Annotated in this window: 15 protein-coding genes; 11 read left to right on the top strand and 4 right to left on the bottom strand. The window is 48.0% G+C overall.

Annotated features, from left to right (window positions below; translation table 11 throughout):
* Window positions 1–615: 615 nt before the first annotated feature.
* A complete protein-coding gene (locus tag IVG45_RS13725) occupies window positions 616–1,368 on the top strand; it encodes a PEP-CTERM/exosortase system-associated acyltransferase (protein ID WP_196434371.1) in 753 nt (250 codons plus the stop codon).
* Between the two features lie 235 nt (window positions 1,369–1,603).
* On the opposite strand, the gene IVG45_RS13720 is transcribed toward IVG45_RS13725, so the two are convergent.
* From IVG45_RS13720 to flgA, 4 genes are all read right to left on the bottom strand, one after another.
* Complete coding sequence (locus tag IVG45_RS13720; protein ID WP_196434370.1) at window positions 1,604–2,383, bottom strand: flagellar brake protein; 780 nt, start codon at window positions 2,381–2,383, stop codon at window positions 1,604–1,606.
* Between the two features lie 36 nt (window positions 2,384–2,419).
* Complete coding sequence (locus IVG45_RS13715) at window positions 2,420–2,914, bottom strand: flagella synthesis protein FlgN (protein ID WP_196434369.1); 495 nt, start codon at window positions 2,912–2,914, stop codon at window positions 2,420–2,422.
* A gap of 4 nt (window positions 2,915–2,918) precedes the next feature.
* Window positions 2,919–3,227 carry a flagellar biosynthesis anti-sigma factor FlgM gene (gene flgM, locus IVG45_RS13710; RefSeq protein ID WP_196434368.1) on the bottom strand — a complete coding sequence of 103 codons (309 nt, stop codon included), beginning with the start codon at window positions 3,225–3,227 and terminating at the stop codon, window positions 2,919–2,921.
* A 68-nt stretch (window positions 3,228–3,295) separates the two neighbouring features.
* Window positions 3,296–3,988, bottom strand: coding sequence for a flagellar basal body P-ring formation chaperone FlgA (flgA, locus tag IVG45_RS13705; protein WP_196434367.1), 693 nt, complete (start codon window positions 3,986–3,988; stop codon window positions 3,296–3,298).
* A 180-nt stretch (window positions 3,989–4,168) separates the two neighbouring features.
* Here flgA and IVG45_RS13700 point away from each other — a divergent pair, with 180 nt between their 5' ends.
* From IVG45_RS13700 to flgJ, 10 genes are all read left to right on the top strand, one after another.
* Window positions 4,169–5,032, top strand: a complete 864-nt coding sequence (locus IVG45_RS13700; RefSeq protein WP_230874589.1) for a chemotaxis protein CheV — start codon at window positions 4,169–4,171, stop codon at window positions 5,030–5,032.
* Window positions 5,033–5,335: 303 nt separating this feature from the next.
* A complete protein-coding gene (gene flgB, locus IVG45_RS13695) occupies window positions 5,336–5,728 on the top strand; it encodes a flagellar basal body rod protein FlgB (RefSeq protein WP_196434365.1) in 393 nt (130 codons plus the stop codon).
* A gap of 2 nt (window positions 5,729–5,730) precedes the next feature.
* A complete protein-coding gene (gene flgC / locus IVG45_RS13690) occupies window positions 5,731–6,147 on the top strand; it encodes a flagellar basal body rod protein FlgC (RefSeq protein WP_196434364.1) in 417 nt (138 codons plus the stop codon).
* Window positions 6,148–6,157: 10 nt separating this feature from the next.
* Window positions 6,158–6,841, top strand: coding sequence for a flagellar hook assembly protein FlgD (locus IVG45_RS13685; RefSeq protein ID WP_196434363.1), 684 nt, complete (start codon window positions 6,158–6,160; stop codon window positions 6,839–6,841).
* Between the two features lie 12 nt (window positions 6,842–6,853).
* The gene (flgE, locus tag IVG45_RS13680) at window positions 6,854–8,113 is read left to right on the top strand and encodes a flagellar hook protein FlgE (protein WP_196434362.1); all 1,260 of its coding nucleotides are present in this window, start codon (window positions 6,854–6,856) and stop codon (window positions 8,111–8,113) included.
* Between the two features lie 16 nt (window positions 8,114–8,129).
* Complete coding sequence (gene flgF, locus IVG45_RS13675; protein WP_196434361.1) at window positions 8,130–8,879, top strand: flagellar basal-body rod protein FlgF; 750 nt, start codon at window positions 8,130–8,132, stop codon at window positions 8,877–8,879.
* A 50-nt stretch (window positions 8,880–8,929) separates the two neighbouring features.
* Window positions 8,930–9,718, top strand: coding sequence for a flagellar basal-body rod protein FlgG (flgG, locus tag IVG45_RS13670; RefSeq protein WP_196434360.1), 789 nt, complete (start codon window positions 8,930–8,932; stop codon window positions 9,716–9,718).
* Between the two features lie 9 nt (window positions 9,719–9,727).
* The gene (locus IVG45_RS13665) at window positions 9,728–10,396 is read left to right on the top strand and encodes a flagellar basal body L-ring protein FlgH (RefSeq protein WP_196434359.1); all 669 of its coding nucleotides are present in this window, start codon (window positions 9,728–9,730) and stop codon (window positions 10,394–10,396) included.
* 33 nt (window positions 10,397–10,429) lie between these two features.
* Window positions 10,430–11,515, top strand: a complete 1,086-nt coding sequence (locus tag IVG45_RS13660) for a flagellar basal body P-ring protein FlgI (RefSeq protein WP_196434358.1) — start codon at window positions 10,430–10,432, stop codon at window positions 11,513–11,515.
* Between the two features lie 45 nt (window positions 11,516–11,560).
* On the top strand, window positions 11,561–12,595 hold the full coding sequence (gene flgJ, locus IVG45_RS13655; protein WP_196434357.1) for a flagellar assembly peptidoglycan hydrolase FlgJ: 1,035 nt from the start codon (window positions 11,561–11,563) through the stop codon (window positions 12,593–12,595).
* Window positions 12,596–12,604 lie beyond the last annotated feature (9 nt).

Here is a 12,604-nt window from a genome sequence, read left to right as displayed (position 1 = left end):
GAAAGTCCGTAGATGGCGGCGGCTGGCGAAGTGTGAAGCAGCGATGGGTGTGGCAAGAGCACCAAGAGCTGAGTAAGGTAGTCGTAGTTCAGGTCGAAGGAATGGAAAAAGCGTTGCAACCGTTTGTAGTGGGAATCTGTTTTTGTCTAGCCACTAACATCAGGGGGGGGGCATAGACAGCAAAAATACCCACGTTGTATCTATTTATCAATGTGTTGTGTTTTTTGTCCTGTACTTTGGATTCTAAGTTGTTTTTATGAAAAGCCCTTGATGTGTGATTTTATAGCTTCTTGCCTCGATTTGGTCTTCGGTACGATGGATTGGCCTAAAAAATTTGCTTTACAGTTTTTGCTCTGTTAGGTTTGGCTTGTCGACTAAGGCTAGGTCTAATTTCGGAAATTAATCCAATTTTAATCAAACTGGCCCGTATTTTCATGTCGTCTTCTCTATACTTCATGATAAATCATTGTGGCTTATGAGTTAGCTATAAGGCACACGAAGCTAATGGGATGTCCATTGATTGTTTTGGAGGGCGTAGGTTTGTTTAAAATTTAAGAATAGGCAATACTTGGAATATGGTTAATAATTTAAGTAACGACAATGTGGGGTTCTAACTTGATTCCAGAAAAGTTTTTTTTTGATGGCAACTTCGAAGTTGTTTTAGCTGATAGTCCTGAAAGTAGACGAATACATTATAATCTTAGATACCAAGTCTATTGCGACGAGATGGGGTTTGAAGATAAAGATAAATTTCCAGACCGAATGGAAATTGATGAATGGGATCATGATGCAGTTCACTTTTTGGTCAGGCATAAAGCGTCAGGGCATTGGTTGGGCGGCTTGCGGCTTGTTCTGTCCAATAATCCTACGTTTCCGTTTGAAGAGTTGAGCAGTTTGGATCAAAAAATAGTTAGGACGGAACGTCAATTTTCGGTTGAAATATCCAGGTTGTGCATTACTAGAGAAGCAAGGCGATTTGTCGCAAAACGATCTACTTTGTTTGATTTGCAGGACCAAGAGCTCTCAGATGAAAGTGGTAATGTTAAGTCTATTTTCAATTACAACAACCACAGTCGAAGTATCATGTGGGGGCTTTTTCGGGCGGCTGTTGTGTATTCTGCACAGCAGAACATTAAGCACTGGTATTTCATTGTTGCCCCCGCATTAGCCAGTTATATCCGTAAGCAAGGGGTTGATATGTATCAGATAGGCGCTCCTTGTCACCACAGAGGGCTTCGAATTCCCTGTCGCATGGGCGTCGATAATATTTTGGCCAATCCTTTATGGCTTAATGATTATAAAAAGGATTTTCGTCGATATTCAGAGTTAATGGGTGAATCGACTAGGAAACGAAGAGTTTTTTGTTGAATTATATTTATGCAATGGAAAGGGCTTCGTATTTCGCCTTCTGGCGTGATACAGGAACTTATCAAAGTGTTCATTCACAGAACGTTGTTCGACCAATGGTTATTTGTTGCGCGCGACTTCGAGTTTACAGCTTAACGCTGCGTAACTATGTGCTGAGAATAGTGTTCATACATCAATTGCTTAGAGCTGAATCGATTTGGTAAGTGTTGCCCGCAATCTGTGAGTTTTGATTTGGCTAGGTTTTTTGTTTTCTGATTTCCACCCGTTCTAAGGACGTTATGAAATAAGAAAGTTTGGACTGGCTCTTACTAGAGAGATTTTCAAAAAACCCCCCCATCTGTACTTTCGAAGAATTGATCGAAGCAGGCTTGACGAAACGTACCGATAAATCAAAATCCATTTGGTAATCATCAAAGCTAATTTTGCAGTTTTTGATTTTGTCACCGCGTTGAATTCTGGCGCGATTCACTGGTAGATCGATACCGGCTCCACCACGGGATAAGTCGAATAAATACCCAGTAACGGATATACCTGTACGCTCGGAAACACCGCTGAAGGCGATGTCGATGGAACTGATTTCTATGCGGGGAGAACGTCTGCGTTGTGGATAAAAGATTCGATCGGGTAGAGCCGCTTTGTAATAAGTGATGCCACGTGAATAACCCATTTCAATTTCAGACAGATTGAATGACAAATGGATGCCTTTGTGAAACGTGGATAATTTTAGCGATTTGGTTTTTTGTAACTCGGCATTACCTTCCTTGGGTATTAGTTCGTCAAGAATGATTAGGTTTTTGTCGGCCTTGATGCCGAGAATAGACGAGTTGTAATCAGCTACATCATTGATCTGTATCGTACAGAGAGGCGAGACGGCCTCAATTTCCGTTAGTAAATTTACGATTTTCTCTGGATCGGTAATGAAATTGGGATTTTCGAAAGGGGATAGATCAACCTGATCTTCCGTAGTCTGAACTGTTTCCTCTTTGGCAAACAATCTCTTAAGCTTATTAAACATGCTGAACCGGTCTGAATATTTTGAACTGAGCTCAGTCTACACTGAAATAAGCGTATGTGAAAACAGCTCGCTTCTAGTGGTTCCGTCGGGTCCATAAGTGGTGGTCAGTTGTGATCTGCCTCTTAGGATTTGCAATGAGCGTTGGGTGTGGCGGCTGAGTAAATCAATGCTGGCGCCGTTTTGTTCGTTTAATAATTGACACTTTTTTAATAGCGTGGTGATTTCCTGCCAGCACTGAGATGATTTCGATACATTGATACCTACAGTCGTTGCTTTTGAAAAATAACTGATTACCCCGTCATGGTTGATGAGTAATTTTTCGGTGGCAAGAACTTGACCCAGTTGTTTGGAAAACTGCTCCAGCTGAAAAACTGTGTCTTTTTTATTGGTGGCAAGAGAGGTCAACACAACAGGATCGATTTTTTGTTTCAGATGCTCGTATTCCGCACTCAGCAGCTCAAACAACTTTTGGGTCGATTTAAGGCCATTTGCCAACAATTTTTCTGTGATTGGAAAGGTTTTTTCTATCATGGCGTTAAGTGGTGTTCGGTAGTATTTTATCAAGTTGCATCATTTTGTCCGCAACTCGGTCCGGGTCAATCTGATAGTCGCCAGCTTGTAATGCAGCCTTTATTTCGGCAACGCGTGTTTCATTCACGGTGGCGGAAGAACTTGCGTCAGAGGCGTTTTTGATGTCTTGCGCAGTGCTTGTGATGTTGACGGTGTCGTCACTAGCAACGGTATTAATGGGCTGATTTTTAGAATCAACCGCGCCCTTGTTCGCCGACTTGATTTGCAGTGTCGTATTAGTGACATTGCTTGGATTAATGGATTGAATAGCCATGACGGAATTCCTGTAAAGATTTTGCTTGCTTTTGATAGCGGCAACATAGGGCAATCCTTTAATCCGATTTAAAAAGAGACCGAAACTAAGCCAGGGTTAATAACCGTGGCTTGTATGATGCGTTTCGACGAGGCGTTTTTGATACTGATTTGCTGACCTTTAATGCCATCCGCCATGGCTATGCCCGCTGTTGTGATCATTAATCCTGCTTTTCCCGACTGGATATTGACTCGCTCGCCACGTCTAATCAGGGTGGGTTCGGCATAATGCATTCTGGTCAGCACGCTACCGGCCGGGATGAATCGGGTAGTTTGTTTGTTAATGACTTCTTCAAGGTTGCTGATGTAGCCTTGTTGTAACGTGGCGGTGTCTCGAGTTTCGATTTTTAACTGTTCAGGGTTGATCGTTTCATTTTTATTCAGTGGTTTTGTCAGCACTAAAACTTCTTTAAACGACTTGATTAACACCGTGCTGTAAATAGTCCAGTTACTGCTGCCGGAGCAGCGAATCCCGATCGTGTTGCGGCCAGGTTTTAGTTCCCCAGACTGAGCAAAAATGTCCAGATTTTGTTCGCAAGCCGGGAGTTGTAAACGGGGATCGATTTGTAATGTATTGATTTGATAATTCCCACCCGGTTCAAGCGCCGTTTGCGCGAAATTATTTACCGCATCCTGAATGGCTTGTAAGGATTGCACGGGACTTGCAAGGCAGGCCTGATCTAGTAATAGCAGCAAGCATAAATATAAGTTGATCGTTTTCATGGCGGGTGCCGGTTTATTGACTTCCTACTGAATAAAGCAGTAAACGTACCAGAAAATTAATAAAGTAAGCCTGAGTAAAGCCGCTATAATTATTTTAATATTTTTTAAGGGGGGCTTATGGCTGGAGTCTTAGAGGGCGTAGATCAGCGGACTAAGTTGGCGGGCCACAATCGCTTTGAATTGCTGTTGTTTAAACTAGCGAGCCGTCAACGATTTGGTATAAATGTTTTTAAGGTGCAAGAAGTGATTCAATGTCCGCCGTTGACTCAAATCCCTAATTCCCATTCAGTTATTTGTGGGGTGGCGCACCTGCGGGGTAAGACCATACCCGTGCTTGATCTTTCGATGGCAATTGGCATGAGGCCGTTGTCGCGGGAAGAGGGGTGTTACGTCATCGTCACCGAATATAACCGTTCCATTCAGGGTTTTTTAGTGGGGTCGGTGGATCGCATCATTAATATTGGTTGGGAACAAGTCAAAGCGCCCCCTACCGGCGCCGGCAGGGAAAGTTATCTTACAGCGGTTACCGAGGTGGAAGGCGAGTTGATCGAGGTGATCGACGTAGAAAAGGTCATGAAAGAAGTTATTGGTGGTCGGGAAGAAGCGGCGGCTGAAACGATTGATCAAGAAGTATCCGGTAAAAATGATCATGTTTTAGTGGTGGATGATTCCTCGGTGGCGCGTAATCAGGTCAAACGGGTTTGCGAACAGATCGGTATCGAATGCACGGTATTAAAAGACGGGCTGGAGGCCTGGGAGCATTTGTCTCAGTTGGTTGCGGATGGCATTAAAATTCAGGAACGCTATGCCATGATCATTTCGGATGTGGAAATGCCGCGTATGGATGGCTATACCTTGGCCACCAAAATTAAGGCTGATCCGGCCATGCGTGATATTTACCTGATTTTGCATACCTCGTTAAGCGGTGTTTTTAATACGGCGATGGTGCAAAAAGTCGGGGCCAATGAGTTTTTGGCCAAGTTTGATCCCGACTCTCTCTTGGCCGCGATTCAAAAACAGCTCAGATCTCACCACGCACTCTAACCCTAGCGTACGCAATTGTGTGTTCTGGCGATAATTAGAGACTCGATCGATTTGTCGCTAGATTTCCCGGGTCGTTTTTCGTGGGCGTCAGTTCAAAATAACCGGGTATGCACAATTGTGTTATTGCATCAATTCGTCAGAATCTTGACGACTCCCCTAGGCGGAAATTTTTTGCCGCCTTAGCCGAAGCAAGCATTTTTGACTTTTGTTCGGTGGCACGAAATCATCATCTTTATGATATTTAAATACTAAATTATTCTGGCATGGGTGCTGCTTGTTGTTGGGAAACAGGAGGTGGCAAACATGGCTATCAATTTTAATAATGCCTTAGGCATTCATCCACAAGCATTGGCATTGCGTGAAAAGCGTGGCGAAATTCTCGCCGCTAACTTGGCTAATGCCGACACTCCGGATTACAAGGCGCGCGATTTAGACTTTAAAGCGGTGCTGTCGCAAACCATGGGACCGGAGAACGGGTTGCAGCGAACTCGCGAAGGCCATATCACAAGTCCGCAAACCTTGCTTGGCGCGGATTTGTTATATCGAAATCCCCAGCAGGCCTCTTTGGACGGCAACACGGTCGAAGCGCATATAGAACAAGCCAAATATGCGGAAAACGCGGTGCAGTATCAGGCCAGTTTGAATTTCATCAATAACAAATTTTCTGGGCTGATGTCAGCCATACGCGGAGAATAATCATGTCTTCCATGAACATTTTTAATATCGCCGGTAGCGGCATGAATGCGCAAAACCTCCGCTTGAATCTAGTGGCCAGCAATATCTCCAACGCCAACAGTATCAGCAGCAGCATCGATGAAGTCTACAAGTCAAGGCATCCGGTGTTCGCGGCCGAGTTGAAAAACATCATGGAGAAGAATAATGCGGCGGCTGGTGTCAATGTTTTGGGTGTGGTCGAGAGTCAGGCGCCACCGGTGATGGAATATGCACCGAATCATCCGATGGCGGATGAGTTGGGCTACATCTATAAGCCCAATGTGAATACGGTTGAAGAAATGGCCAATATGATGTCCGCCTCGCGTTCTTACGAAAACAATGTCGAGGTGTTGAATACCGCCAAGAATTTGATGTTACAAACATTAAGAATGGGACAGTGAGGGATAAGCCATGACTAGCAGCATAACGGATACTTTTAATAGCTTGGGATTGGCCACGACCAGTTCCGGCAGTTCGACAAAAGCCGAGAAGCAATCTCTGGGGCAAGAGGAGTTTTTGAAGTTGCTGACCACGCAGTTGACACACCAGGATCCGATGAAGCCGATGGAAAACGGTGATTTTCTGGGGCAGATGGCTCAATTCAGCACTGTGTCCGGTATTCAGGAATTACAAGCCTCATTCAAGGACTTTGCAACCTCCATGAATTCCGATCAAGCCCTGCAAGCGGCGGGATTGGTCGGACGTTATGTGTCGGCCCCCAGCCAGGAAGCCTTGTTGGGGGCCGGCGGCAACGTGTCCGGCGATTTTGAGTTGCCTAGCAGTTCGACCAATGTCAGCCTGAAAATCATAAATTCGAAAACCGGTGAAACCGTGAGAGAGCTCGATCTGGGCACGCAAGCAGCGGGCACGACTGCCTTCGAATGGGACGGTAAGGATAAAGACGGTAATTTTGCGGATCCGGGTGTTTACAAAGTGGAGGCGAGCGCCTGGCTCGATGGCAAAAATACGGTATTGGCAACCAATATTAAGTCGAAGGTTGGCAGCGTAACCATGGGTAGCGGTAGTACCGGGTTGCAAGTCAATCTAACCGGCTTGGGTTCAGTGAAATTTAATCAAATCAAACAAATTCTTTAGTAGGAGAGCGTCATGGCCTTTACCACAGCACTCAGCGGCTTGAATGCCGCATCCAACAATCTGGCGGTTACCGGCAATAACATTGCCAACGCCAACACCGTCGGATTTAAAAAATCGCGTTCGGAGTTTGCCGATGTTTATGCTACCAGCTTGGGAGGTGTTAGTAATACCACTCCCGGAGCTGGGGTAAGGGTGGCCAACGTTGCTCAGCAGTTTAATCAGGGTAATTTGTCGTTTACCGACAATAATCTGGATTTAGCCATTAGCGGCGAAGGTTTTTTTACCTTGGCAAAAAGCCCAACTGAAGTCAATGATTTGTCGTATACCCGCGCGGGCGAATTCAAGCTGGATAAAGACGGTTATATGGTGAATAACCAAGGCAATGCATTACTGGTCTATAAACCCAATGGTACGGCCGTTTCCGATGGATTTAGCGTGGGCGTGACTCAGCCGGTACAAATCAACACCTTGACCGGCTTGCCAGCGGCAACCGATACCGTCGAGCTTGTCGTTAACGTAAATGCCAACGACACCATACCTACGGCAGCCTTCGATCCCACGGATAATAATTCATACAACAGTCAAACATCGGTCACTATTTACGACTCGTTGGGATCGCCACATACTTTGACGACTTATTTCGTGAAAGGCGCATCCACCGCGGCTACTACCGATTGGACCGTGAATCATTACATAGATGGCACTGACGCCGCCAATGCGGTCGGATCGGGCACGATGGTATTCGATTCCGGCGGTAAATTGATCACGCCCGCCAACGGTACTTTTACCCTAAACAATTACACTATTACTCCGGCAACCGGCGCGGCGGATATTGCGATTGGCGACATGAATTACTTCGGTTCTACCCAAGTACAACAAAAATTCAGCGTTAACTCGATGAGACAGAACGGTTTGCCGGCGGGACGCTTGACGGGTATCGATATCGACGATGAAGGGGTTATTTTCGCTCGTTTCAGCAACGGCGGTTCGCAAACCGTGGGTAAGGTGGCTTTGACTCGGTTCCCGAATGTCAATGGCTTGGCGAAGCTAGGGGATACTTCCTGGGGGCAGAGCGCCAACTCGGGCGAGCCTATTCGCGGCGAAGCGGGCTCCAACAACTTTGGCGGGATTCAATCCGGAGCGTTGGAAAGTTCCAACGTAGACTTGGCCGCGCAATTGGTTAATCTGATCGTTGCTCAACAGCACTATCAGGCCAACGCACAGACCATTACCACCGAAAATACCATCATGCAAGCCATACTCAATATCTAGCCGAGGAAAAGCCGCCATGGACCGTAGTCTATACATTGCAATGAATGGCGCCAAGCAAACGCTGCTGGCGCAATCCGCCAATGCCAATAATATGGCTAACACCCAAACCGTCGGGTTTAAGTCGGATTTAGAGCAATTTCGGGCCATGCCGGCATTCGGTCCGGGTTATCCGTCGCGCGTTTATGCGATGACGGAGCGGCCCGGCAGCGATTTGTCGTCGGGCGGTATACAAACCACCGGACGCGATCTGGATATCGCCATCAATGGCGAAGGTTGGCTTGCGGTACAGGCGCAAGATGGTAGCGAAGCTTATACCCGTGCCGGCGAACTACGCATCACTCCGCAGCGTTTGTTGGAAAACGGTGCCGGTCGGAAATTGGTCGGCGAAACCGGATTGCCGATCACGATACCGCCGGCGCAAAAAATTGAAATCGGCCGCGACGGTACCATCAGTATCATTCCGGAAGGGTCTAATGCGACAACCATGGTATTAATCGATCGGATCAAGTTGGCTAATCCGGGTAATGGCAATCTGGAAAAGCGTGAAGACGGATTGATGCATAGGAAGCAAACGGGAGGCCCGCCAGTGCAGGCGGATGCCAATATCAACCTGATGCAAGGCGCATTGGAAGGCAGTAACGTTAACGCCATGTCGGCGATGGTGGAAATGATCGAGCTGGCGCGCAGCTTTGAATTGCAAACTAAAGTGATGAAAAATGTCGATGACAATGCCGGGCTTAGCGCCAAGTTGATGCAAATGGCATAAAGTATGCTTAACTCCTGGTAAGACAAAAAAATGTCAGTCAGGAGGCAGTTATGACAGAGCGTGCATTATGGGTGGCCAAATCCGGCCTCGATGCCCAACAAACCCGAATGGCGGTTATCTCTAATAACCTTGCCAACGTCAATACCACCGGCTTCAAAAAAGGCCGCCCTATTTTCGAAGACCTGATTTATCAAAATATCCGTCAGGCCGGTGCGCAATCAACGCAGAACACTCAGTTGCCGAGTGGTTTGCAGCTAGGTACGGGTGTCAGAACCGTCGCTACCGAAAAGCTGCACACCCAAGGGAATATTCAGCAAACCGAAAACTCGTTGGATGTGGCAATTAGTGGCCGCGGTTACATGCAGATCCTGATGCCCAACGGCGACATCAACTATACCCGCGATGGTTCATTCAAACTCGATTCCAACGGACAGATGGTCACGGCCGGCGGTTTGCCGCTGGAGCCCTCCATAACCGTGCCGCCGGATGCCATGAGTTTGACCATAGGCCGGGATGGCACGATTAGCGTGATGCAACCGGGCAGTCCGACGGCGATTCAGCTCGGACAGATTCAGTTGGCCGATTTTATCAATCCCGCCGGTCTGGAACCGATCGGCGAAAATTTGTTCCGGCAAACAGTTGCCAGTGGCGAGCCGGTGATCGGCAATCCCGGCGACAATGAACTGGGTTCAACCTTTCAAGGTTCGCTGGAAACCTCGAATGTCAACGTGGTCGAAGAGCTGGTCAATATGATAGAAACCCAGCGCGCTTATGAGATGAATTCCAAGGCGATTTCCACCACCGACGAAATGCTGTCGTTTGTCACCCAGCAGCTGTAGGAGTCGATCATGAATAAAATTATCTTGATAGGGGTGTTGGCGGGCTCGTTATTGGGCTGCGAAACCTTACCCAAACGCGATCCGGATTTTGCGCCGGTGCAGCCCGCCGATTTACGGCCGCCGCCACAGAGTAATGGCGCTATCTATCAGGCGGGTTATGACATGCGCCTATTTGAGGATCATGCCGCCCGCAGGGTCGGTGATATTCTGACCATCAAACTGAAAGAAATTACCACCGCCCGCAAAAAAGCCGATAGCAGCGAGACCAAGGAAGCCGATGTTTCAATCACCGCGCCGACTCTGTTCGGCGTGGCCGCATCAACGATTTTCGGGCACAGTCCGGAGACCGAAATCAATGCTAACCGAACCTTTCAAGGACAGGGTGATGCGCAACAAAGCAATAGTTTGGTCGGCGACATCAGCGTGACCGTGGTGGAGGTCTTGCCGAACAATAACTTGAAGGTGCGGGGCGAAAAACGGGTGACCTTGACCGATGGCGACGAATTTATTCGGGTTTCCGGTATTGTCCGCCCGATAGATATCGACGCCAACAATAGCCTGTCGTCAGCGAAGTTGGCTGATGCCACCATCATGTATACCGGTGAAGGAGGAATAGCCGACACCAACAAGGTGGGCTGGATAGGGCGTATTTTATTGAGTCCGTGGTTTCCGTTTTGATTTTGAGCGGTTTTATCGATTGAGGAAGGCATCATGAACAAGTTACTTATAGGATTACTGCTGTTGATCAGTTGGCCGGCGCAAGCCGAGCGTATCAAGGATATTGCCTCGATCAACGGTGTGCGTACTAACCAATTGGTTGGTTACGGTCTGGTGGTGGGGTTGGACAAGTCAGGCGATAAAACTGAATTTACCGGACAAACCTTGCGAAATTTGATGGGTAAGTACGGCCTGACCTTGCCGCCGGGAGAAGATCCCAAAGCTAAAAATATAGCGGCGGTTAGCGTGCATGCCGATTTGCCGGCCTTTGCCAAGCCGGGTCAAAAAATTGACGTTACCGTGTCATCGATCGGTGACGCCAAGAGTCTGCGCGGTGGCTCGCTGCTGATGAGCCCTCTGCGCGGTGCCGACGGCAAGGTTTATGCAGTTGCGCAAGGCAATTTGGTGGTAAATGGCTTGAGTGCCGGCGGTCAGGATGGTTCGAAAATCACCGTCAATAATCCGTTGGTGGGCAGGATCCCCAATGGTGCGACTGTCGAGCAGAGCGTGCCGACACCGTTCGAGCAAGGTAATGAGTTGGTGTTCAACTTGAATACCGCCGATTTCACCACGGCTAATCGGATGGTGGAGTCGATTAATAAGACTCTGGGAGCCGGTACCGCAATGGCAAGGGATGCGACTTCGGTCAGTGTCAGGGCGCCGGCCGACCTGAATCAGAAAGTCAATTTCGCGTCGGTGCTGGAAAATCTCGAGGTAATACCCGATGATGCTCCGGCCAAGGTTATTATCAATTCACGCACCGGTACGGTGATCATCAACAGCAAGGTTAAGGTTCAGCCGGCGGCAGTATCTCACGGTAGTTTGACGGTGACGATTAGTGAAAATCCACAGGTCAGCCAACCTGGCCCACTTTCTGCTGGTGAAACAGTAGTGACACCACAATCCAATGTTGAGGTGAAGGAAGAAAAGAATCACATGTTCGTGTTCAACCCAGGTGTATCGCTGGATGAAATTGTCCAGGCCGTTAATAACGTCGGCGCCGCGCCGAGTGACCTAGTGGCAATTCTGGAAGCGTTAAAATCGGCTGGGGCATTGCGCGCGGAACTGATGGTGATTTAGGTAGGCAACGGATGCCGAATGTTGTAACCCGCTTAGGAGATTTCCATGTTGAACGTTGAAAATGCCAGAATTTATACCGACTTTAACGGTTTGTCCAAGTTGAAGGAAGGTGCGCGCGAGCAAACTCCCGAAGCGATTAAGGAGGTCGCCAAGCAGTTTGAGTCGCTGTTTCTGAACATGGTGATGAAAAGCATGCGCCAGGCTAAGTTGGGCGATGGCGTTCTGGATAACAAACAAAGCGAGTTTTATCAGGACATGTATGACCAGCAAATGTCGGTTCAACTGGCGGGAAAGCCTGGAACCGGTTTGGCTGAACTTATTGCCAAACAGCTTGGTCCGAAACAAAAGACCGAAGATGCGGACAAGATGCAAGTCGGCGATTATTTGAATCGTGCGTTAGGCGCCGAGGGTCAACAAATCGCACGGCCGGTGCAAATTCCAGCAAACGCTTCGGCAAGCCTACAACCTCTGGATGACTCGGGTTTGAATCGTTTGCAGGAAAGCCTGGAACGGTTGGAAAAAAGTCAGCAGGCAACAGAACAGTCTTTACAAGCCGCCGATGCCGATTGGCGGTCGACTATGGAAACTTGCGAGATAAGCCAATCCAAACAGGTGTTTATGAATCAATTGATGCCGCATGCCCGGCAGGCGGCCAATGAATTGGGCGTCGATGCCAACGTGTTGTTGGCGCAAGCCGCCTTGGAAACCGGTTGGGGGCAAGCGGTGATCAAAAACGGTCAAGGCGAAAGTAGTTTTAATCTTTTCAACATCAAGGCCGATAAAAGCTGGCAAGGCAAACAAGCGCGGGTGTCCACTCTGGAGTATGATGGAGGAGTGGCGAAAAAAGAGATGGCCGGGTTCAGATCATATGAATCCTATAAGCACAGCTTCGATGATTATGTTAACTTCATCAAATCCAATCCCCGCTATAGCGAAGCATTGAAAAAAGCCGGCAACGCCGCCCATTATATGCGCGAATTACAACAAGCCGGTTATGCCACCGACCCGCGCTATGCGGAGAAAGTCATGAGCATCTATCGCAGTCAGGTCGGCGCTCGGGCGCAGGCTAACGTAGGCTAGGAGAACGAT

Origin of the sequence: Methylomonas sp. LL1 (assembly GCF_015711015.1) — a bacterium.
GTDB lineage: Bacteria > Pseudomonadota > Gammaproteobacteria > Methylococcales > Methylomonadaceae > Methylomonas.
Note: the sequence above shows the minus strand (reverse complement) of the source record. Positions and strands in the feature narration are given on the sequence as shown.

Bases quoted from the DNA above. Each gene is read 5' to 3' on its own strand.
- IVG45_RS13720 (WP_196434370.1), bottom strand. From the start codon at position 2,383: ATGTTTAATAAGCTTAAGAGATTGTTTGCCAAAGAGGAAACAGTTCAG.
- flgE (WP_196434362.1), top strand. From the start codon at position 6,854: ATGGCCTTTACCACAGCACTCAGCGGCTTGAATGCCGCATCCAACAAT.
- IVG45_RS13665 (WP_196434359.1), top strand. From the start codon at position 9,728: ATGAATAAAATTATCTTGATAGGGGTGTTGGCGGGCTCGTTATTGGGC.
- flgF (WP_196434361.1), top strand. From the start codon at position 8,130: ATGGACCGTAGTCTATACATTGCAATGAATGGCGCCAAGCAAACGCTG.
- flgG (WP_196434360.1), top strand. From the start codon at position 8,930: ATGACAGAGCGTGCATTATGGGTGGCCAAATCCGGCCTCGATGCCCAA.
- IVG45_RS13685 (WP_196434363.1), top strand. From the start codon at position 6,158: ATGACTAGCAGCATAACGGATACTTTTAATAGCTTGGGATTGGCCACG.
- flgC (WP_196434364.1), top strand. From the start codon at position 5,731: ATGTCTTCCATGAACATTTTTAATATCGCCGGTAGCGGCATGAATGCG.
- flgM (WP_196434368.1), bottom strand. From the start codon at position 3,227: ATGGCTATTCAATCCATTAATCCAAGCAATGTCACTAATACGACACTG.
- flgB (WP_196434365.1), top strand. From the start codon at position 5,336: ATGGCTATCAATTTTAATAATGCCTTAGGCATTCATCCACAAGCATTG.
- flgA (WP_196434367.1), bottom strand. From the start codon at position 3,988: ATGAAAACGATCAACTTATATTTATGCTTGCTGCTATTACTAGATCAG.
- IVG45_RS13715 (WP_196434369.1), bottom strand. From the start codon at position 2,914: ATGATAGAAAAAACCTTTCCAATCACAGAAAAATTGTTGGCAAATGGC.
- flgJ (WP_196434357.1), top strand. From the start codon at position 11,561: ATGTTGAACGTTGAAAATGCCAGAATTTATACCGACTTTAACGGTTTG.
- IVG45_RS13660 (WP_196434358.1), top strand. From the start codon at position 10,430: ATGAACAAGTTACTTATAGGATTACTGCTGTTGATCAGTTGGCCGGCG.